Here is a 20,567-nt window from a genome sequence, read left to right on the forward strand (position 1 = left end):
GTGGTGCGGGTGATCCACACCCGACTGCGACCGGCGGTCCTGCTCGCCGTCGCACTGCTCGTCGCGGGCGGATGCAGCCGCGACAGCCAGCCTGCTCCGTCCCCTACGCCCTCGGTCGACGCGGGCGCGGCAGGGCAGTTCGCCGATTCCCTGGCCCGCAAGGTCACCGTCGACGCGACGATGGCCCACATGCGGGCGCTGCAGGACATCGCCGACGCCAACGGCGGGAACCGGGCGCTGGGCACCGGCGGCTACGCAGCCAGCGTGGACTATGTGGCAAAAGCGCTGCGGGACAAGAATTTCGACGTCGACACCCCGGAGTTCGAGGTCCGGTTGCCGTTTGCCGACGCGCCGAAACTCACCGTCGACGGCGCTGACGTCACCGCCCGGCCGCTCCAGTACACCGCCGGTGCGCCCGGCGCGGGCGTGTCCGGGCCCATCGTGGCGGCGCGCGTCGAGGACACCCCCGGGTGTACGGCGCAGGACTACGACGGGCTGCCGACCCAGGGTGCCGTCGTGGTCGTCGACCGCGGCTCGTGCCCGTTCGGGGAGAAGCAGACCGCCGCTGCCTCCCGCGGCGCCGCCGCGCTGATCGTGGTCAACAACTCCGACGGCGAGATGACCGGCGGGACGCTCGGCGAGGACACCGACGTCACGATCCCGGTCGTCAGCGTCGCCAAGGCCGAGGGGCCGCGACTGCGCGAGGCAGCCGGCGAGCAAGCCACGATCCGGATGAACGCCGGGGTGCGAACCGAGAAGACCCGCAACGTGATCGCACAGACCAAGACCGGTTCCACCTCAGACGTCGTGGTCGTCGGTGCTCATCTGGACAGCGTGCCCGAAGGCCCCGGGATCAACGACAACGGCTCGGGAACGGCCGCGGTCCTGGAAACGGCTCTGCAACTGGGCAGTTCGCCGCAGGTCGCCAACGCGGTGCGGTTCGCATTCTGGGGCGCCGAGGAAGAGGGCCTGCTCGGTTCCTACAACTACGTCAACTCCCTCGATGTCGACCAGCTCACCGACATCGCGCTCTACCTGAACTTCGACATGCTGGGGTCGCCGAACCCGGGCTACTTCACCTATGACGGTGACCAGTCCGCCGCCCTGGGCAACCAGCCTGTCCCGCGGGTGCCTGAAGGATCGGCCGGAATCGAGCGGTCCCTCGTCGCCTACCTCGACAGTGCCGGAAAGCAGGCCGAGGACACGTCGTTCGACGGCCGCTCCGACTACGACGCCTTCACCCGCGCCGGCGTACCGTCGGGCGGACTCTTCTCGGGGGCGGAGGACAAGATGACCGCCGAGGAGGCCGAGCTCTGGGGTGGAAAGGCCGATCAGCCGTTCGATCCGAACTACCACAAGGCCTCGGACACCTTCGACAAGATCGATCGCACGGCGATGCAGATCAACGGCAGCGGTGTCGGCTACGCCGTGGGGCTCTACGCGCAGGATCAGCGTGGCCGCAACGGCATTCCGGTGCGCGACGACCGCACTCGGCACACCCTGCGCGACTCATGACGCGGTGGCCGCGGGCTGTCGTCGCGCTGGCCGCCCTCCTGACTGCGTGCTCCTCGCAGTCCGCTGCGCCGCCCGCGGATCTGGCCGACGAGATGGCCGAGCGCGTCACCGTCGACGGTGTGCACCGCCACCTGAGCGAGCTGCAGACGATCGCCGACGAGCACGACGGCACCCGTGCCGACGGCACGCCGGGCTATCAGGCGAGTGTCGACTACGTCGCGAAGGCATTGCGGGACAAGGGCTTCGATGTACAGACGCCGGAGTTCCAACGGCTGTCGGGTTCCCGCGGCGGTGCGCCCGCGCTGACCGTCGCCGGACGCAGGTTCCGCGTCGACCAGGCGTCGTTGCTGCTCACCACCGCGCCGGGTGGGGTGAAGGCGCTCACCTGGCGGCCCCGCTCGGCCGCCGGCTGCACCGCCGCCGACTACGCCGGCGTCGCCATCAAGGGGGCCATCGCGGTGGTCGACGACAGCCGATGCTCGGTGGTGGCCAAACACGATGCGGCCGCCGCCGCCGGCGCAGTCGGTGTACTCGTGGTCAGCGAGGCCACCCCGTCCCGACCGGTCGGGGCCCCCGCCGGTCTGTTCACTCCCGGCTACTACCAGCACATGTCGATTCCCGTCGGCATCATCGACCCGGCCGCGGATGCCGCGCTGCGGCGCACCGCCGACCCCGTCACGCTGGTGCTCGACGACAAGCCGGTGATGACGACGTCGCGCAGCGTGATCGCCCAGACGTCGTCGGGTGACCCGGACAACGTCGTGGTCGTCGGTGCCCATCTCGACAGCGTGGCGGGCGGGCCCGGTATCGACGACAACGGCTCGGGCGTCGCAGCGGTGTTGGAGACCGCGCTGCAACTGGGCCCGACACCGAACGCCGACAACGCTGTTCGGTTCGCATTCTGGGGCGGGGGCGAGGTGTCGGCCGACGGCTCCGCGGCGTACCTGCGCGCGATGGAGCCCGACGAACTCGCCGCCATCGCGCTCTATCTGGATCTCGACGTCATCGGGTCCCCGAATGCGGGTTACTTCACCCTCGACGGCGATCAGTCGGCGCAGACAGCGGCGAACGTGCGCCCGCTGCCGGACGGATCTGCGGGCATCGAGCGCACTCTGGCCGCGCGACTCTACGACACGGGTGTGCGGCCGGCCGACATGCCGATGACGAGCGGTACCGACTACGCGCCGTTCGTCGCCGCAGGCGTACCGGTCGGCGGCCTGACCACCGGGACATCGCAGATCAAATCAGAGGTGCAGGCCCGTATCTGGGGTGGTCGCGCCGGTGTCGCGTTCGACCCCGACTATCACCGGCGCGGTGACACCATCGAGAACGTCGACCGAAAGGCGTTGGGCGTCATGGCCTCGGCCGCGGCGGCCGCGGTCGGCGGCTATGCGCAGTCGATCGAGGGCGCTAACGGGGTTCCGGCGCGGGATCAGCGGAATCGGCGTGCGCCCTAGGACCCGATCTGTACCCCAGCAGCCGCATCCCGTGGTAGACGATCAGCGCGGCGATCGACCCCAAAGCGATACCGGTGAACTGCAGATCGCCTGCGGTCCAGGTGAAGTCGGCGATGCCGATGATCAGCGGGATGGCCGCGGTCATCTGGTTGACGGGTAGTGAGAAGTCCACGTGGTTGGTCAGCCAGATCCGCACACCGAGAATGCCGACCAGACCGTAGAGCACCACGGTCGCACCGCCCAACACTCCCGCCGGTACCGCGGAGATCGCCGCTCCCACCTTGGGGCATAACGACAGCAGGATCGCCACGCCGGCAGCGATCCAGTACGGCGCGGTCGAATAGACCCGGGTCGCGGCCATCACGCCGATGTTCTCCGCATACGTGGTGGTCGCCGACCCGCCGCCGAAACCGGCGAGGGTGGTCGCCACCCCGTCGGCGGCCAGCGCCCGGCCCATCAGCGGGTCCATGTCGCGCTGCGTCATCTGGCCCACCGACTTTACGTGGCCGATATTCTCGGCGATCAACGCGACCACCGCCGGCAGGAACAGCGGCAGCACCGACAGTGAGAACGTCGGTGCCTGAAACTGCGGTAGCCCGATCCACGGCGCCGCCGCGATGCCCGAGGTGTCGATCTGCCCGAGGATCAGCGCGAGCACGTAACCCGCTGCGACCGCGAGGAAGATCGCGAGCCGGCCGATCATCCCGCGGAAGAACGCGAGCACCGCGACCAGCAGCACCAGCGTGACGATTCCGAGGACGGGCCCCTTCTCGAAGTTCGACTTGGCCACCGGGGCCAGGTTGAGTCCGATCAGCGCGACGATCGCCCCGGTGACGACGGGCGGCAGCGTCAGGTCGATCCAGCGTGTGCCGGCGACGTGTACGACGGCACCGACGATCATCAGCAGCACGCCGACGGCGATGATGCCGCCCAGTGCGCTGCCGGCGCCGTCGGAGGCCACCGCCGCGGTGATCGGTGCGATCACCGAGAAGCTCGACCCCAGGTAGCTGGGCAGCCGATTGCCGGTGATCAGCAGGAACAGCAGGGTGCCGACACCGGAGAACAGCAGCGTGGTGGCCGGTGGGAACCCGGTCAGCACCGGCACCAGGAACGTCGCGCCGAACATCGCGACGACGTGCTGGGCGCCCAGCCCGATGGTGCGGGGCCAGCTCAGGCGCTCGTCGGGCGCGACGACGAAGGACGGGTCGGCTTTCGAATCGACACGTTTCCAGGAGACGGGCATCCTGGCACTACACACCATTTCGGGGTGTGCCGCAGCGCAATCAGCTGAGCTGCCGGGACGCTGAATCCGCCCGGATCCACGCCATCGCGTCGTAGACCGTCCACCACGTCATCTCGAATTGCTCGCCGGTGATTTGTCCGGTCGCCCGCCGTGATGCGGCGTCCCGCAGAATTTTCGCCAGGTACTGCATCGCCTCACACATATCCGCAGACACAGGATCGTAACGCCGCGGAAGCAACGTCGCCGCAAGCACACGGACCCGCGCGCGAGCCGCACCGGCACCCGAGTAGGCGGCGCCGGCGCAGACGACGAGGAGACCTGTCGACGCCGTCAGAGCGAGCCACGGATCGAGGTGGAGTGCCAGCACGAACTCCGACAGGACCCACAGCGATGCCCCCCACAGGGGCCAACCGCGCCAGATCCTGATCCGACGCCGTTCGGCGCAGGTGGTCCCCGGCGGGTAGACGACCAAGAGGTAACGGGTGCCGAAGCGGTCGGGCTGAATCGTCAGCGAACCCCACGCCGCATCACCGTCGAGGACACGCCGCACGCCGGCGGTCAGCATCGCACGACCAGTGCCGGCCGGGGATACCGGAAACGTGCGCAGGCGTCCTCGACGCACGATTCGAGCCCGACGGCGGCGTCGCGGAGCTGTCGCGGCGCCACATCGTGAGTCGGCGCCAGACCGTCGACGCTGAGTCGGCCGGCGATGGTGCCGTGATGATGACGCAGGCAGCTCAGGGTGGCGATCACCGACGCGACCGTGTTCGCGCTCCAAGCGCCACGGTCGAGCGTGCAATGGGCGCCGATGATCTCGAGGCGCGGCGACATCGCCACGTGACGGCCGAAGTGAGGGTCGGTGCTTGCGGTGACATCGAGCAGCACTCGGTGCGTCACCGTTGCCGTATCACTGAGCATGTCGCACTGAGTCTTCGAGGTGAGGACGAATTGGCCTATGGCGGGGTATATTTCGCGCTGCATCAATGCAGGATCATCGCTGCAGTGCAGGGTGATGTGCATCGGCTCTATTCCGGCAGACAGCGCCCCGTCCAATCCGGCTGCCGAGTGAGCATGCACGCCGACTCCGCTGCGTCGCGCCCACTCGGCGACCGCCGGGGCGCGCAACGTTTCTGCGGCAACGCTCATCGACGCGACGCGCAGGGCCCGCCGATGAGCGGAATAGCTGAGCACCGGCTGACCGCGTCTCGCGCCGGGGCGTCGGCAAGGTTCACGGCGCGCCGGTGCGTCCCAACGTTTCCGGCGATGGTGTTGAACACCGTCGAGATCGTCACCCCGTCCTCCTTCATCTCGAAGTCCTCACAGTCCAGAGTCACGCGTCGGGGCGTTGGGGGCCAGACACCTAGCGGACTCTTTACGGTCGGGTCGTCAAGCTTCACGGATCCTTGACGGGCGGATCCACGGGGCGTCCGCCGTCCTTCGGTGGGAAGCCGTAAAGGTGTGCAGGCCGGGCGTCAAAAGACCGTAAAGACGCTGGGCGATGCGGTCAATGCCGTTGAAGCTGGTTCAGGCCTGCGAAATCCGCGGGCTCGCATTCGTGTGGGAGAACCATGTCTGTAGTCGTCTTCGTTGCGCTGACCGTGGCGGTGTTCGCCGTGCTCGGCCTGCTGCAGAAGCTGGTCGAAAAGTTATGAGCTTCGCCAACACCGTCGGCCTGGTGCTGGGGGTCCTGATCGCGCTCTTCGTGTTCGCCGCCCTACTGTTTCCCGAGAGGTTCTAGTGAGCAGTACCACTGCGGGGATCCTGTTCCTCGTCTCGCTCGTCGTCGCCTTGGTGGCCATCCACGTGCCGCTCGGCGACTACATGTACCGCGTCTACTCGTCCGAGAGGCACCTCGGGGGGGAGCGTGTGATCTACCGGCTGATCGGCGCCGATCCGAGGGCCGAACAGACCTGGGGGGCGTACGCCCGCAGCGTGCTCGCTTTCTCGGCGGTCAGCATCCTGTTCCTGTTCATCCTGCAGCTGGTGCAGGGCAAGCTGCCGTTGCACCTGAACGACCCCGCAACTCCGATGACGCCTGCGCTGGCCTGGAACACAGCGGTCAGCTTCGTCACCAACACCAACTGGCAGGCCTACTCCGGCGAATCCACCAACAGCCACCTCGTGCAGATGGCCGGCTTCGCCGTGCAGAACTTCGTCTCCGCCGCCGTCGGCATGAGTGTCGCGATCGCGGTGGTCCGGGGCTTCGCCCGCAAGAGCACCGGTGACCTCGGCAACTTCTGGGTCGATCTGGTGCGCACGACCATTCGGATCCTGCTGCCGATCTCGATCGTCGGCGCCATCATCCTCGTCGCGGGCGGTGTGGTGCAGAACTTCCACAACTACGACCAGATCGTCGACACGCTCGCCGGCGCACAACAGACCATCCCGGGCGGGCCCGTCGCCAGCCAGGAGGTCATCAAGGAGTTGGGCACCAACGGTGGCGGCTTCTACAACGTCAACTCCGCGCACCCGTTCGAGAACCCGACGAGCTGGACGAACTGGTTCGAGATCCTCCTGATCGGCGCCATCGGTTTCTCGTTGCCCCGCACGTTCGGTCGTATGGTCGGCAGCAAGAAGCAGGGGTATGCGATCGCCGCAGTCATGACGACGCTGGCGCTGATCAGCTTCACCATCACACTGTTCGTGCAGCTGCAGGCACACGGCACGGTGCCGACCGCGGTCGGGGGTGCGATGGAGGGCGTGGAACAACGCTTCGGCGTGGCCAATTCGGCCGTCTTCGCCGCGATGACCACACTGACCTCCTGCGGAGCAGTCGACTCGTTCCACGACTCATACACCAGTCTCGGCGGGGGAATGTTGCTGTTCAACATGCAGCTCGGCGAGGTCGCACCGGGCGGAGTCGGCTCGGGGCTCTACGGCATGCTCATCCTCGCCGTCATCACCGTATTCGTGGCTGGTCTGATGGTCGGTCGCACCCCGGAGTACCTGGGAAAGAAGATCACGCCCCGCGAGATCAAGTTGGCTGCAACGTATTTCCTGATCACTCCGCTGATCGTGCTGACTGGAACCGCTGCAGCGATGGCGATGCCCGGACAGCGGGCCGGCATGCTCAACACCGGCCCGCATGGAGTCTCCGAGGTGCTGTATGCGTTCACCTCGGCCGCCAACAACAACGGGTCGGCATTCGCGGGCCTCACCGTCAACACCGAGTGGTACAACACCGCCTTGGGCCTGGCGATGGTCTTCGGTCGCTTCCTTCCGATCATCTTCGCGCTGGCCCTCGCCGGTTCCCTTGCCCGACAGGGCAAGACCCCGGAGTCGATCGGCACGTTGCCCACCCACCGGCCGCAGTTCGTCGGCATGGTCGCCGGCGTGACACTGATCCTCGTCGCATTGACTTTTCTCCCCATGCTCGCCCTCGGGCCCCTCGCCGAAGGAATCCACTGATGTCCGTCACCAATGCCCACAGTGGCCTTCTCGATCCGGCCATGATGCGCACGTCGTTGCCCAGCGCGTTGGCCAAACTGGATCCACGCACCCTGTGGCGCAACCCCGTCATGTTCATCGTCGAGATCGGCGCTGTGTGGAGTACCGTCCTGGCGCTCGTCGATCCGAGCTGGTTCGGCTGGTTGATCGTCGTATGGCTCTGGCTCACTGTGATTTTCGCCAACCTGGCGGAAGCTGTCGCGGAAGGCCGGGGGAAGGCGCAGGCGGAATCGCTGCGCAAGACCAAGACCTCGACGATGGCACGTCGGCTCGTCGACTGGCAACCGGGGGCGCCGACCCGCGAAGAGGGGGTCGCCGCCCCGCTGCTGCAGCAGGGCGACGTGGTGGTCGTGGAAGCCGGCCAGGTCATCCCCGGGGACGGTGACGTCGTCGAAGGCATTGCCTCGGTCGGTGAATCGGCGATCACCGGTGAATCCGCGCCAGTGATCCGGGAATCCGGCGGCGACCGGTCGGCCGTCACCGGCGGTACGACGGTGTTGTCGGACCGGATCGTCGTGCGGATCACGCAGAAGCCGGGCGAGAGTTTCATCGACCGGATGATCTCCCTCGTCGAGGGGGCCAACCGGCAGAAGACGCCCAACGAGATCGCCCTGAACATCCTCCTGGCGTCGCTGACGATCATCTTCGTGTTCGCCGTCGTCACGCTGCAGCCACTGGCGATCTATTCGAAGACGAACAACCCGGGCGTGCCCGACAGCCTCGCACTCGACGGCAACGGCGTGACCGGCATCGTGATGGTGTCGCTGCTGGTGTGCCTGATCCCCACCACCATCGGCGCGCTGCTGTCCGCCATCGGCATCGCGGGCATGGATCGCCTCGTGCAACGCAACGTCTTGGCCATGTCCGGCCGGGCCGTGGAGGCCGCCGGTGATGTCAACACCCTGCTGCTGGACAAGACCGGCACCATCACGCTCGGCAACCGGCAGGCGGGTGCCTTCGTGCCGATCAACGGCATCAGTGAGGACCAGCTCGCCGATGCGGCGCAGCTCTCCAGCCTCGCCGACGAGACCCCCGAGGGGCGCTCGATCGTCGTGTTCGCCAAACAGCGGTACGGGCTGCGGGCCCGTACCCCCGGCGAGTTGGCGCACGCCACCTGGATCGAATTCTCCGCCACCACCCGGATGTCCGGTGTGGACCTCAAAGACGGGACCGACGACCAGCAGCTCCGCAAGGGCGCCGCCAGTTCGGTCGCGGAGTGGATCCGCAGCCAGGGCGGTGAGGTGCCGACCCAGCTCGGCGACATCGTCGACGGCATCTCGGCGGCCGGCGGCACCCCGCTGGTGGTCGGCGAGATGCGCAACGGCGTCGCACGGATCCTCGGGGTGATCCACCTGAAGGACGTCGTCAAAGAGGGCATGCGGGAACGCTTCGACGAGATGCGCCGCATGGGCATCCGCACCGTGATGATCACCGGGGACAACCCGTTGACCGCCAAAGCGATTGCCGATGAAGCGGGAGTGGACGACTTCCTCGCCGAAGCCACCCCGGAAGACAAGATGGCGCTGATCAAGAAGGAGCAGGCCGGCGGCAAGCTGGTGGCGATGACCGGCGATGGGACCAACGACGCGCCCGCGCTCGCGCAGGCCGACGTCGGCGTCGCGATGAACAGCGGCACGTCGGCGGCCAAAGAGGCTGGGAACATGGTCGATCTCGACTCGGACCCGACGAAGCTGATCGAGATCGTCGAGATCGGCAAACAGCTGTTGATCACGCGGGGCGCGCTGACGACGTTCTCCATCGCCAACGACATCGCGAAGTACTTCGCGATCATCCCGGCGTTGTTCGTCGGGCTGTTCCCCGGCCTGGATCTGCTCAACATCATGCGGCTGCACAGCCCGCAGTCGGCGATCCTGTCGGCGGTCGTCTTCAACGCGGTGGTGATCGTCGCACTCATCCCGCTCGCCTTGCGCGGTGTCCGGTACACCCCGAGCAGTGCCTCGAAGCTGCTGAGCCGCAACCTCTCTCTGTACGGGCTCGGTGGGATCGTCGCGCCGTTCATCGGCATCAAGCTGATCGATCTGCTCGTCCAACTCCTCCCAGGAATGTGATCATGAAAATCTCGAACCTCATTCGGCAGCATTGGGCTGCGCTGCGGGCGCTGCTCGTCTTCACGGTGATCCTCGGTATCGGCTACCCGGTGCTGATCTGGCTGGTGGCACTGCTTCCCGGCCTCTCGCACCATGCCGACGGCTCGATCATCGACGTCGACGGAAAGCCGGTCGGCAGCAGCATCATCGGTCAGTCGTTCACCGATGCCGACGGAAACGCCCTGCCGCAGTACTTCCAGAGCCGACCGTCAGCAGCCGGAGATGGATACGATCCCCTCGCGACCAGCGCGAGCAACCTCGGGCCGGAGGACATCGTCGACACCGCCGACACGCCGAGCCTGTTGACTCAGGTGTGTATGCGCAGCAAGGCGGTCGGCGAGCGCGAGGGTGTCGACGGCTCGCGCCCGTTCTGCACCAGCGGCGGAGTCGGTGCGGTGCTCTCGGTGTTCGGAGACTCCCGGGTGGTGAGCGTCAACGAACCGTGCGACACCGTGGCGATCCCGTTCGTGCGCACCTACCAGGGCGTGCGCGTCGAGTGCGCGCAGGCCGGCGCGGACTACAGCGCCGGTCGGATCGTGCCGATTCGTGGAAGCGCCCCGGCGGATCCGGCCGTTCCCGCCGACGCGGTCACCGCCAGCGGCAGCGGTCTCGACCCGCACATCTCCCCGGCATACGCCGCGTTGCAGGTGCAGCGGGTCGCTCGCGCACGGGGAGTGTCGCCCGACAAGATCGAGGCTGTCGTCGCCGACCACACCTCCGGGCGCGTGCTCGGGTTCTTCGGGGAGCCGGCGGTCAACGTGCTGGAAGTGAACCTCGCCCTCGATGAACAGTATCCGGCGCGACAATAGATCCATGTCCTCCGACGATCGGCAGCCCAAGCGCGGGGAGCTGCGCATCTACCTGGGCGCAGCTCCCGGCGTCGGCAAGACTTTCGCCATGCTCGGTGAGGCGCACCGACGCCTCGAGCGGGGTACCGATCTGGTGGCCGGCGTGGTCGAGACGCACGGCCGTAAGAAGACCGCGGAGCTGCTCGAGGGCATCGAGGTCATCCCGCCGCGCCACATCGCCTACCGCGGGAGCCGGTTCCCCGAACTCGACGTCCCGGCGATCCTGGCACGCAAGCCCCAGGTGGTGCTCGTCGACGAGCTCGCGCACACCAACACCCCGGGCAGCAAGAACACCAAGCGCTGGCAGGACGTCGACGAGCTCCTCGACGCGGGCATCACCGTGATCACCACGGTGAACGTGCAGCACCTGGAAAGCCTCAACGACGTGGTCACCCAGATCACCGGCGTCGAGCAGCAGGAGAAGGTGCCCGACGAGGTGGTGCGCGCCGCCGACCAGATCGAGCTCGTCGACATCACCCCGGAAGCCCTGCGGCGCAGGCTTTCCCACGGCAACGTCTACGCACCGGAGCGAATCGACGCCGCCTTGTCGAACTACTTCAGACGGGGCAATCTGACCGCGTTGCGGGAGCTGGCACTGCTGTGGCTGGCCGATCAGGTCGACGCCGCGCTCGCGAAATACCGCGAAGAGAACGCCATCACCGCGACCTGGGAGGCACGCGAGCGGGTGGTGGTCGCGGTCACCGGCGGCCCGGAGTCCGAGACGTTGATCCGCCGGGCATCACGGATCGCCTCGAAGTCCAGCGCCGAGCTCATGGTCGTGCACGTCGTGCGCGGCGACGGTCTTTCCGGCGTGTCGGCCTCCCACATGGGCAGGGTGCGGGAGCTCGTGGCCAACCTCGGTGCGACACTGCACACCGTCGTCGGTGACGATGTGCCCGCCGCTCTGCTGGACTTCGCCCGCGAGATGAACGCCACCCAGCTGGTGCTGGGAACCTCGCGGCGCTCCCGCTGGGCGCGCATCTTCGACGAGGGCATCGGGGCGACGGTCGTGCAGGAGTCCGCGGCGATCGACGTGCACATGGTGACGCATCCGGAGGCCGCTCAGGGGTTTCGCTGGGCAGCCCTCGTGCCGCGGAACCGGCACGTGTCCTCGTGGCTCGCGGCAGTCCTCGTACCGACGGTGATCTGCGCGTTCGTCGTCGGGGTGCTCGATGCGGTGCTCGACGTCAGCGGCGAGAGCGCGATCTTCTTCATCGGTGTGCTCGTGGTCGCGCTGCTCGGCGGGATCGCGCCGGCGGCGCTGTCGGCGGTGCTCTCGGGTCTGCTGCTGAACTTCTTCCTCGTCGAACCGCGGCACACGTTCACCATCGCTGAGCCCGACAGCGCGGTGACGATCGTCGTCCTGCTGCTGGTGGCCGTCGCCGTCGCCGCGCTGGTCGACCAGTCGGTCAACCGCACCCGGGAAGCGCGCCGCGCCGCGCAGGAGGCGGAACTGCTCGCACTGTTCGCAGGGTCGGTGCTACGCGGCGCAGACCTCGACGCGCTGCTCGAGCGGGTCCGGGAGACCTACGCACAGCGGGCCGTCAGCCTGCTTCGCCGGACCGACGGCACCGACGAGATCGTCGGCTGCGTCGGTGCGCAACCCTGCGTCGACGTCGACACGGCCGACACGGCGATCGAGGTCGGCGACGACGAGTTCTGGCTGTTGCTCGCGGGCAAGAAACTACCCGCCCGCGATCGACGCGTGCTGACCGCCGTCGCCAAACAGGCCGCCGGCCTGGTCCGGCAGCGCGAGCTGGCCGCAGAGGCGGGCGAGGCCGAATCCATCGCGCGCGCGGACGAATTGCGCCGCTCGCTGCTCTCGGCCGTCAGCCACGACCTGCGCACGCCCTTGGCCGCCGCCAAGGCCGCGGTGTCCAGTCTGCGCAGCACCGACATCGCGTTCTCGGAGGACGACACGGCTGAACTCCTGGCCACCATCGAGGAATCGACCGATCAGCTCACCGCGCTCGTCGGGAATCTGCTCGACTCGTCCCGGCTCGCGGCCGGAGTCGTGCGCCCTCAGCTGAGCCGGGTGTACCTGGAAGAGACCGTCCAGCGGGCGCTCGTCGGTATCAGCCGCGGGGTGACCGGATACGGCCGGGCCGAGCAGCTCGACCGGGTGAAAGTGGATGTGGGACACCAGGTCGTGGTGGCCGATGGCGGGCTGCTCGAACGTGTGCTCGCGAACCTGATCGACAACGCGCTGCGCTACGCGCCCGACGGTCCGGTCCGGATCACCGCCGGCCAGGTGGGCGATCGCGTGCTGATCGCGGTCGCCGACGAAGGACCGGGCATCTCCCGGGGCAGCGAGGAACAGATCTTCGACGCCTTCCAGCGCCTCGGAGACCAGGACAACAGCAGTGGCGTCGGCCTCGGCCTCTCGGTCGCGCGGGGATTCGTCGAGGCGATGGGCGGATCGATCTCCGTCGCGGACACCCCCGGAGGCGGTCTGACCGTCGAGATCGATCTCCCTGCCCCGCAGGAGGAGACACGGTGACCCGCGTACTCGTCGTCGACGACGAGCCCCAGATCCTGCGGGCGCTGCGGATCAACCTGTCGGTACGGGGATATGACGTCAGGACGGCGGCTACCGGAGCCGAAGCGTTGCGCGCCGCCGCCGACTTCCGGCCCGACGTCATCGTGCTGGACCTCGGCCTGCCCGACATGAGTGGCATCGACGTGCTCGGCGGGCTGCGCGGCTGGCTGTCCGCGCCGGTGATCGTCCTCTCGGCGCGTACGGATTCGTCGGACAAGGTGGCTGCACTCGACGCCGGCGCCGACGACTACGTCACCAAACCCTTCGGCATGGACGAATTCCTGGCCAGGCTGCGGGCTGCTGTCCGCCGTTCCTCGTCGACGGGCCCCGGAAGCGATCCTGTCGTCGAGACATCCTCGTTCACCGTCGATCTGGCCACGAAGGAAGTCACCAAGAACGGTGCGGTGGTACATCTGACACCGACCGAGTGGGGGATTCTGGAACTGCTGGTCCGCAACAGCGGCAAGCTCGTCACCCGTGAGCAGCTCCTGACCGAGGTGTGGGGACCGACGTATGCGAAGTCCAGTCACTATCTTCGGGTCTACCTGGCGCAGCTGCGCCGCAAACTCGAAGACGACCCGGCGCACCCGGTGCACCTGGTCACCGAAGCCGGGATGGGTCACCGCTTCCGGCCCTGAGCCGCTGCACGGCGTAGGTGCCCATGCCGGCGGCCACGACCGCGGCGCCCGCCACCACCGAGCTCAGGGGCAGAGTGAAAGCCAAAGTGAGACAACCGATCAGGCCGACCGCGGGTACCACGCGGCGGCCCAGCGTGAACGCCGACGCATTCGCGATCGCGTAGTAGAGCAGGACGCCGAACGACGAGAAGCCGATCGCGCCGCGCACATCGACCAGCGCGGTGACGACCGCGACCACGGCGCCGACCGCCAACTCGGCGCGGTGCGGCGTGCCGTGGCGCGGATGCACCGCGGCGAGCGCGTGCGGCAGGTGCCGGTCGCGGGCCATCGCCAACGTCGTGCGCGACACCCCGAGCATCAGGGCCAGCAGTGCACCCAGCGCACTGATCGCCGCGGCGACGCTGACGATCGGCGCCAGGGGACCGAAGCCCGCGGACCGGATCGCTTCCGACAGCGGCGCATCCGCGGCGGCCAACCGTTCGCTGCCGAGCTCGGCGAGCACCGCGACGGCCACCACCGCGTACACGACCAGCGTGATGCCCAGCGCGATCATCACCGCCCGCGGAATGGTGCGGGCCGGGTCGCGCACCTCCTCGCCCAAAGTCGCGATCCGGGCGTACCCGGCGAACGCGAAGAACAACAACCCGGCGGCCTGCAGGACGCCGTACGGCGACGGATCGTCACCGGCCAGGCGGCCTGCCTGCGGATCGCCGCCGCTGACGATCAGCACGACGACGAGCACCAGCACCGCCAGCACCGCGGCGACGATCACACGGGTCAGAAGCGCCGACTTCTGCACTCCCGCATAGCCGATCGCGGTCAGTGCCACCACCGAGGCCACCGCCACCGCGGTCGCATGTGCGGGCCACGCGTAGTGGCCCACCGTCAACGCCATGGCGGCGCACGACGCCGTCTTACCGACCACGAAACTCCAGCCGGCCGTGTGCCCCCAGAACGGGCCCAGACGTTCGCGGCCGTACACGTAGGTGCCGCCGGACTGCGGATGGCGCGCGGCCAGCCACGCCGAGGACAGCGCATTGCAACACGCGACGACCGCGGCAATGCCCAGCCCGATCAGCAGCCCGGTGCCGGCGACGGCCGCGGCGGGCGCGAGCGCGACGAAGATGCCCGCGCCGATCATGGCGCCCAGCCCGAGCACGACGGTGTCGAGAGTGCCGAGCCGTCGCTGCAGCGCGGGCTCGTTACTTCTTGCGGATGACATTCCCGGCCAGATAGGCCAGGTAAACGAGCGCCCCGACCAGCGCGAGCTTGCGCGTCTTGGGCGCGGCAATACCCAGTCCGAGGGCGGTCTCGATGCCGCCGTCGATGAACACGTGAGTGCGGGTGTTGTCGGGGAACGCAGCCTTGGTCATGCCCTCGTAGATCTGCGGGGCGACGAAGTGTGACAGGCCGGTTGCAGCCAAGGCGAGGCCCGCGGTCTTGGCGGCGGGGGAATTCTGTTGCGGCACAGCAGTCCTAACTGATCTGGTAGTCGCTCAAGGGGAATTCCGACGCTTCCCGGATCGCGGTGCGCGTCGACATCGGCCGCAGCAGGCTCGGTTCGCCGTGCGGGTTGAAGTAGTACGAGCGCGAGCTCGCGCAGTTGCCCAGCTTCCAGAGCGAATCGCCCAGCAGCTCGGTCATCCGGTCCAGGTACTCGGCGTTCGCGGTCTCGGTGACCTCGAACGTCGTGGCGCCGCGGCGCTTCAGCTCACCGAACAGCCGGTCCATCAGTCGCATCTGGTATTCCATCGTGTTGAAGAAGTTCAATCCGAGGAACGCGTACGGGCTCGCCAGCGACAGATAGTTCGGGAAGTAGGGCATCGACACGCCCTGGTAGGCCTGGAACCTGTTCTCCCGCCACCACTTTCCGAGGTTGCGGCCGTCGCGGCCGATCACTTCGATGGCGGGGAAGTTGGCTTCCCACAGGTCGAACCCGGTGGCCAGCACGAGGGTGTCGATGACGGTCTCGGTGCCGTCGGCGTTGACGATCCCGTCGGCGGTGACATGGTCGATTCCGTCGCTCTGCAGGTGCACATGCGGTTTGGTGAACGTCCGGAAGTAGCTGTTGGAGAACGTCGGCCGCTTGCAGCCGATGTCGTAGTCGGGGGTGAGCCGGCGGCGCAACTCCTTGTCGCGCACCTGGATGAACTGGTTGATCTTGCACAGGTCCATGGCGGAGATGTTCAGCCGGCGGAACAGCGGCACCTTGTAATGCACCACACCGACGTTGATCATCATCTCGTAGATGGTGTCGGTGATCGCCCGGACGATGCGCTGCGCCAACGGGATTCGCGCGAACACCCGCTTGGTGCGCTCGGAGATGTGGAAGTCGAGCTTGGGGGCCACCCAGATCGGGGTGCGCTGGTAGACGGTCAGGTCGGCGGCGGACTTCGCCAGCTCGGGGATCAGCTGCACCGCGGTCGCACCGGTGCCGATCACCGCGACCCGCTGACCGGCCGGGTCGAAGGAGTCGTCCCAGTCGGTGGTGTGCAGCACCCGTCCCTCGAACGTCTCGATGCCGGGGATCTCGGGCAGGCGCGGCTGGGACAGGAACCCCGTCGCGGTGAACAGGTAGCGCGCCGACATCGTCTCTCCGTCGGCCAGCGCCACCTGCCAGCACGCGGCTTCCTCGTCCCACCGGGCTCCCGCGACCACCACGTTGAACCGCATGTGGCGGCGCACGTCGTACTTGTCGGCGACGTCGTCGGCGTACTGCTTGATCTCCGCACCCGTGGAGAACAGCCGCGACCAGTTCGGGTTCGGCTCGAAGAAATACGAGTAGGTGGTGGTCGGGACGTCGACCGCCAGCCCGGGATAGTGGTTGACGTACCAGGTACCGCCCAGGTCGTCTTCCCGGTCGAGGATCACGAAGTTCTCGTAGCCCATCCGCTTGAGTTGGATGGCGGCCCCGATTCCAGCGAATCCGGCCCCTACGATGACCGCGTCGTACTGCACCGAAGTCATGCGCTAGACGGTACTAGAGGTCCCGGCAAACGCCGGATCAGCCCTTGATGGAACCGGCGCGGGGCGGGTTCAGCGTCGCCACGCACGTCACCGCTCGATCGCCGCTCGCCCACGTCTCGGACGTGGGGTACAGCACGTACAGCTGCACACTGTTGTCGGTGATCGAGGCGGGGGAGTAGCTGGCCAGCGCGGGAGCGCACCTCTCGCTGTAGGCCTCGACGGCGGCCTGGCCCGGGAAATCTCCGTCCGGCATGTTCAGCACCGCGAACACCTCGCCCGCGTGGGTCTGCGCGCAGTCGGTGGTCTGCACCCGCATCACCTTGTCCCCGGCGGGGATCTCCGACAGGCAGTCCCCGACCTTGACGTCGGTGGCCGTGACGTTGCCCGAATTGGCCACACCCCACACGATCACGCCACCGACGACCACGAGCAGCAGCACCGCGGCGAGGCCGCCCAGCAACCACCACTTCGCGCGGCTCTTCTTCTGCGGCGGCGGGTACTGGCCGGGATAGCCCTGGTAGGGCATGGGTGGCGGCGGCGGGTACTGCGGATATTGGGGGTACTGCTGGTATTCGCCCGGGCCCTGCGGTGGCGGGCCGTACGGCGGAGGTGGCGGGGGTGGCGGCGGCGGCCCGGGCGGAGTGCTCACCGTGCCGACGATAGCTCAGCCGAGCAGGCGCAGTGCCGCTTCAACAGCGAGAACGGGCACGTCGAAAGTCTTCGATCTCAGGTCGTGACGGGCGCCGGTGACCTCCACGATCGCCGTCGGTGCGTCGATCAACGCGGCCGCCGGTCGCAGCTCGTCGAGCGTGCCGAACGGGTCGGCGGTGCCGTGGGTGAACACCGTCGGCACGGTGATACGCGGCAGGTGTTCGGTGCGGGCCTTCTCGGGCTTGCCCGGCGGATGCAAGGGATAGGAGAACAGGGTCAACACGTCGAGCGCCAGTCCGTGGTCGGCGACGGCCATCGAGGTCAGCCGGCCGCCGTAGGAGTGGCCGCCCGCGAACACCGGGCCGTCGGCCAACCCGCGCACCACGGCGACGGCCTCGACGATGCCGGCGAGGTCGGCGGCGGCCCCGGACGGCGGGCCTTTCGGGCGGCGGCGCCGGTAGGGCAGGTTGTAGCGAACGGCGAGCCAGCCGCGCCGCGCCCACTCGTCGCACACGGCGACGAGCATCGGCGAATCGCGGTTTCCGCCGGCGCCGTGCGTGAGCGCGACGGCGCCGGCGGGCCGGCCCTGTGGTCGATGGGCGATCCCGGCGATGTCGTCGAGGTCAGCCATCGGTGAGCCGGAACAGCGGTGAGACCGGGCCGTGGCCGTGACCCAGCGGGTAGGCCGCGCGCAGGCACCCGGTGATCCATTCCTTGGCGAATGCCACCGCCTCGGGCATCGGGTAGCCGTGGGCGAGCGCCGCGGCCGTCGCCGCGGCCAGGGTGTCGCCCGCACCGTGGTCATGGGGAGTGTCGATGCGGGTGGAGTCGTACTCGTGGAAGTCGCTGCCGTCGAACAGCAGGTCCGGGCTGTGCGACGAGCCGCGCAGGTGCCCGCCCTTGACCAGCGCCCACCGTGGTCCCAGGGCGTGCAGCGCACGCGCGGCGGTCCGCTGGCTGTCCGGGTCGACGACGTCGATGCCGGTGATCAACCGGACCTCGTCGAGATTCGGAGTGACGAGAGTAGCCAGCGGGAACAACCGGTCCTTCAACGAGCCGAGCGCGCTGGGGTGCAGCAGCGGGTCCCCGTGCATCGACGCGCAGACCGGGTCCACGACCAGCGGCACCGTGCCGTCGAGCCCGAGCCGCACCCAGGTGTCGGCGACGGTGTCGATGATCTCCGTCGACGCGAGCATGCCGGTCTTGGCGGCCTGGACGCCGATGTCGGTGGCGACCGCGTCGATCTGCCCGGCGATGATGTCCAGCGGAATCTCGTGGAACCCCTGCACGCCGACGGAGTTCTGGATCGTCACAGCCGTCACCGCGACCAGGCTGTGCAGACCGAGCAGCGCCAGCGTGCGCATGTCGGCCTGGATGCCGGCGCCGCCGCCGGAGTCGGAACCGGCGATCGTCAGCACGCGCAGCGGGGTCTGCCCCGGTGGCGTCAGTGGCAGGACGTTCACGCGCCCACCACCGGCAGCGCGATCGCGTCGCGGTGGGCCTCTCGCACGTCATGGCTGATGCGCATCGAGCAGAACTTCGGGCCACACATGGAACAGAAGTGTGCCGTCTTCGCCGGCGTCGCGGGCAGGGTCTCGTCGTGATACTCCCGCGCGGTGTCCGGATCGAGCGACAGGTTGAACTGGTCCTCCCACCGGAACTCGAAGCGCGCCGTCGACAGCGCATCGTCGCGCTGCTGGGCGCGGGGATGCCCCTTGGCCAGGTCAGCTGCGTGGGCAGCGATCTTGTACGCGATCACGCCGTCCTTGACGTCCCGGCGGTTCGGCAATCCGAGGTGCTCCTTGGGCGTCACGTAACACAGCATCGCGGTGCCGGCCTGGGCGATGATCGCCGCGCCGATCGCAGAGGTGATGTGGTCGTAGGCGGGCGCGATGTCGGTGGTCAGCGGCCCCAACGTGTAGAACGGCGCCTCGTCGCACACCTCCTCCTCGAGGCGGACGTTCTCGACGATCTTGTGCATCGGCACGTGGCCGGGCCCTTCGATCATCACCTGCACGCCGTATCCGCGGGCCACCTGGGTGAGCTCGCCGAGGGTGCGCAACTCGGCGAACTGGGCGGCATCGTTGGCATCGGCGATCGACCCCGGCCGCAGCCCGTCGCCGAGGGAGAACGTCACGTCGTAGCGGGCCAGGATCTCGCACAGCTCGTCGAAGTTGGTGTAGAGGAACGACTCTCGCTGATGGGCCAGGCACCAGGCCGCCATGATGGACCCGCCCCGCGACACGATCCCGGTGACGCGGTCCACGGTCAGCGGGATGTGGCGAGCCAGCACCCCGGCGTGCACCGTCATGTAGTCGACACCCTGTTCGCACTGTTCGATCACGGTGTCGCGGTAGCACTCCCACGTCAGCCGCGTCGGGTCACCGTCGACCTTCTCGAGCGCCTGGTAGATCGGCACCGTTCCGACGGGCACCGGCGAGTTGCGCAGGATCCATTCGCGGGTGGTGTGGATGTCGCGGCCGGTGGACAGATCCATGATGGTGTCGGCGCCCCAGCGGGTGGCCCACACCATCTTGTCGACTTCCTCGGCGATGGACGAGCTGACGGCCGAGTTCCCGATGTTGGCATTGACTTTCACCGCGAACGCCTTGCCGATGATCATGGGCTCGGCCTCGGGATGGCGGTGGTTGGCGGGGATGACGGCGCGGCCGCGCGCCACCTCGGCGCGGACCAGCTCAGGGCTCACGCCTTCGCGCGCGGCGATGAACGCCATCTCCGCGGTGGTCTCCCCGGCACGGGCGCGCTGCACTTGCGTACCGCGGTCGGTGACCACGCCGGCCCGCGCCGGTAACCCGGCTTCGAGATCGACGACTGCCGAGGCGTCGGTGTAGGGGCCGGAGGTGTCGTAGAGATCGAGGTGGCCGCCGGTGCTCAGGTGCACGCGGCGGAACGGCACGCGCGCCCCGTCGGGCTGCTCGAGGTAGACCTTGCTGCTCCCGGTGATCGGCCCGGTGGTGACGGTCAGGTGGTCGGGGGTCGACAAATGAGCCATCTTCGCTACTCCCTACGCCGGCATTACCCGGTCAGGTTCGTACGGTCGACGGGCCTACCCGTCCTCTCAGCGCGCTCGGTGCGTGCTCCCGTGGGGACGTTTCCAACATAGCCCAACCCCTGACGCAGCCGGACAGGGAAT

At 68.2% G+C, this 20,567-nt stretch carries 18 protein-coding genes and 1 riboswitch; of the genes, 8 read left to right on the plus strand and 10 right to left on the minus strand.

Annotated features, from left to right (window positions below; all coding sequences use genetic code 11):
* Positions 1-1,515 (plus strand): M28 family metallopeptidase, encoded by a 1,515-nt coding sequence (locus ACXYX3_RS02485; protein ID WP_458610019.1) that lies wholly within the window; start codon positions 1-3, stop codon positions 1,513-1,515.
* A complete protein-coding gene (locus ACXYX3_RS02490; RefSeq protein ID WP_458610020.1) occupies positions 1,512-2,972 on the plus strand; it encodes a M28 family peptidase in 1,461 nt (486 codons plus the stop codon). Before ACXYX3_RS02485 ends, ACXYX3_RS02490 begins: the two co-directional genes overlap by 4 nt.
* On the opposite strand, the gene ACXYX3_RS02495 is transcribed toward ACXYX3_RS02490, so the two are convergent.
* From ACXYX3_RS02495 to ACXYX3_RS02505, 3 genes are read right to left on the minus strand one after another with little or no spacing between them, the layout of a single operon-like run.
* Positions 2,926-4,215, minus strand: coding sequence for a uracil-xanthine permease family protein (locus ACXYX3_RS02495; RefSeq protein WP_458610021.1), 1,290 nt, complete (start codon positions 4,213-4,215; stop codon positions 2,926-2,928). The two genes, ACXYX3_RS02490 and ACXYX3_RS02495, sit on opposite strands and share 47 nt — an antisense overlap.
* 40 nt (positions 4,216-4,255) lie before the next feature.
* Positions 4,256-4,780 carry a DUF6611 family protein gene (locus tag ACXYX3_RS02500; protein WP_458610022.1) on the minus strand — a complete coding sequence of 175 codons (525 nt, stop codon included), beginning with the start codon at positions 4,778-4,780 and terminating at the stop codon, positions 4,256-4,258.
* Entirely contained in the window at positions 4,774-5,406 is a 633-nt protein-coding gene (locus ACXYX3_RS02505) for a type III PLP-dependent enzyme domain-containing protein (protein WP_458610023.1), read from the minus strand. Before ACXYX3_RS02505 ends, ACXYX3_RS02500 begins: the two co-directional genes overlap by 7 nt.
* Before the next feature lie 457 nt (positions 5,407-5,863).
* On the opposite strand from ACXYX3_RS02505, the gene ACXYX3_RS02510 reads away from it, so the two are divergent.
* From ACXYX3_RS02510 to ACXYX3_RS02535, 6 genes are read left to right on the plus strand one after another with little or no spacing between them, the layout of a single operon-like run.
* Positions 5,864-5,953, plus strand: a complete 90-nt coding sequence (locus ACXYX3_RS02510; protein ID WP_458610024.1) for a potassium-transporting ATPase subunit F — start codon at positions 5,864-5,866, stop codon at positions 5,951-5,953.
* A complete protein-coding gene (gene kdpA / locus ACXYX3_RS02515; RefSeq protein WP_458610025.1) occupies positions 5,953-7,623 on the plus strand; it encodes a potassium-transporting ATPase subunit KdpA in 1,671 nt (556 codons plus the stop codon). The genes ACXYX3_RS02510 and kdpA overlap by 1 nt, the downstream gene beginning before the upstream one ends.
* Positions 7,623-9,731 carry a potassium-transporting ATPase subunit KdpB gene (kdpB, locus tag ACXYX3_RS02520; RefSeq protein WP_458610026.1) on the plus strand — a complete coding sequence of 703 codons (2,109 nt, stop codon included), beginning with the start codon at positions 7,623-7,625 and terminating at the stop codon, positions 9,729-9,731. Before kdpA ends, kdpB begins: the two co-directional genes overlap by 1 nt.
* A gap of 2 nt (positions 9,732-9,733) precedes the next feature.
* Entirely contained in the window at positions 9,734-10,579 is an 846-nt protein-coding gene (locus ACXYX3_RS02525) for a potassium-transporting ATPase subunit C (protein WP_458610027.1), read from the plus strand.
* Positions 10,580-10,583: 4 nt separating this feature from the next.
* Entirely contained in the window at positions 10,584-13,118 is a 2,535-nt protein-coding gene (locus ACXYX3_RS02530) for an ATP-binding protein (protein WP_458610028.1), read from the plus strand.
* Positions 13,115-13,795 (plus strand): response regulator, encoded by a 681-nt coding sequence (locus tag ACXYX3_RS02535; RefSeq protein ID WP_458610029.1) that lies wholly within the window; start codon positions 13,115-13,117, stop codon positions 13,793-13,795. Before ACXYX3_RS02530 ends, ACXYX3_RS02535 begins: the two co-directional genes overlap by 4 nt.
* Here the strand turns inward: ACXYX3_RS02535 and ACXYX3_RS02540 are convergent.
* From ACXYX3_RS02540 to thiC, 7 genes are all read right to left on the minus strand, one after another.
* Positions 13,758-15,017, minus strand: coding sequence for an APC family permease (locus ACXYX3_RS02540; protein ID WP_458610030.1), 1,260 nt, complete (start codon positions 15,015-15,017; stop codon positions 13,758-13,760). The two genes, ACXYX3_RS02535 and ACXYX3_RS02540, sit on opposite strands and share 38 nt — an antisense overlap.
* On the minus strand, positions 14,998-15,264 hold the full coding sequence (locus tag ACXYX3_RS02545) for a hypothetical protein (RefSeq protein WP_241205635.1): 267 nt from the start codon (positions 15,262-15,264) through the stop codon (positions 14,998-15,000). Before ACXYX3_RS02545 ends, ACXYX3_RS02540 begins: the two co-directional genes overlap by 20 nt.
* A 7-nt stretch (positions 15,265-15,271) precedes the next feature.
* Complete coding sequence (locus tag ACXYX3_RS02550) at positions 15,272-16,762, minus strand: flavin-containing monooxygenase (protein ID WP_241205636.1); 1,491 nt, start codon at positions 16,760-16,762, stop codon at positions 15,272-15,274.
* Between the two features lie 37 nt (positions 16,763-16,799).
* On the minus strand, positions 16,800-17,411 hold the full coding sequence (locus ACXYX3_RS02555; protein ID WP_241205637.1) for a septum formation family protein: 612 nt from the start codon (positions 17,409-17,411) through the stop codon (positions 16,800-16,802).
* Between the two features lie 15 nt (positions 17,412-17,426).
* Positions 17,427-18,044 carry an alpha/beta hydrolase family protein gene (locus tag ACXYX3_RS02560; protein ID WP_458610031.1) on the minus strand — a complete coding sequence of 206 codons (618 nt, stop codon included), beginning with the start codon at positions 18,042-18,044 and terminating at the stop codon, positions 17,427-17,429.
* Positions 18,037-18,876 carry a bifunctional hydroxymethylpyrimidine kinase/phosphomethylpyrimidine kinase gene (gene thiD / locus ACXYX3_RS02565; protein ID WP_458610032.1) on the minus strand — a complete coding sequence of 280 codons (840 nt, stop codon included), beginning with the start codon at positions 18,874-18,876 and terminating at the stop codon, positions 18,037-18,039. The genes ACXYX3_RS02560 and thiD overlap by 8 nt, the downstream gene beginning before the upstream one ends.
* Positions 18,873-20,426 carry a phosphomethylpyrimidine synthase ThiC gene (gene thiC / locus ACXYX3_RS02570; RefSeq protein ID WP_458610033.1) on the minus strand — a complete coding sequence of 518 codons (1,554 nt, stop codon included), beginning with the start codon at positions 20,424-20,426 and terminating at the stop codon, positions 18,873-18,875. The genes thiD and thiC overlap by 4 nt, the downstream gene beginning before the upstream one ends.
* Positions 20,417-20,528, minus strand: a riboswitch (TPP riboswitch). Its footprint overlaps the gene before it by 10 nt.
* Between the last annotated feature and the right edge of the window lie 39 nt (positions 20,529-20,567).

The sequence above is a fragment of the Mycobacterium sp. Panama NTM2 genome, from assembly GCF_054355555.1.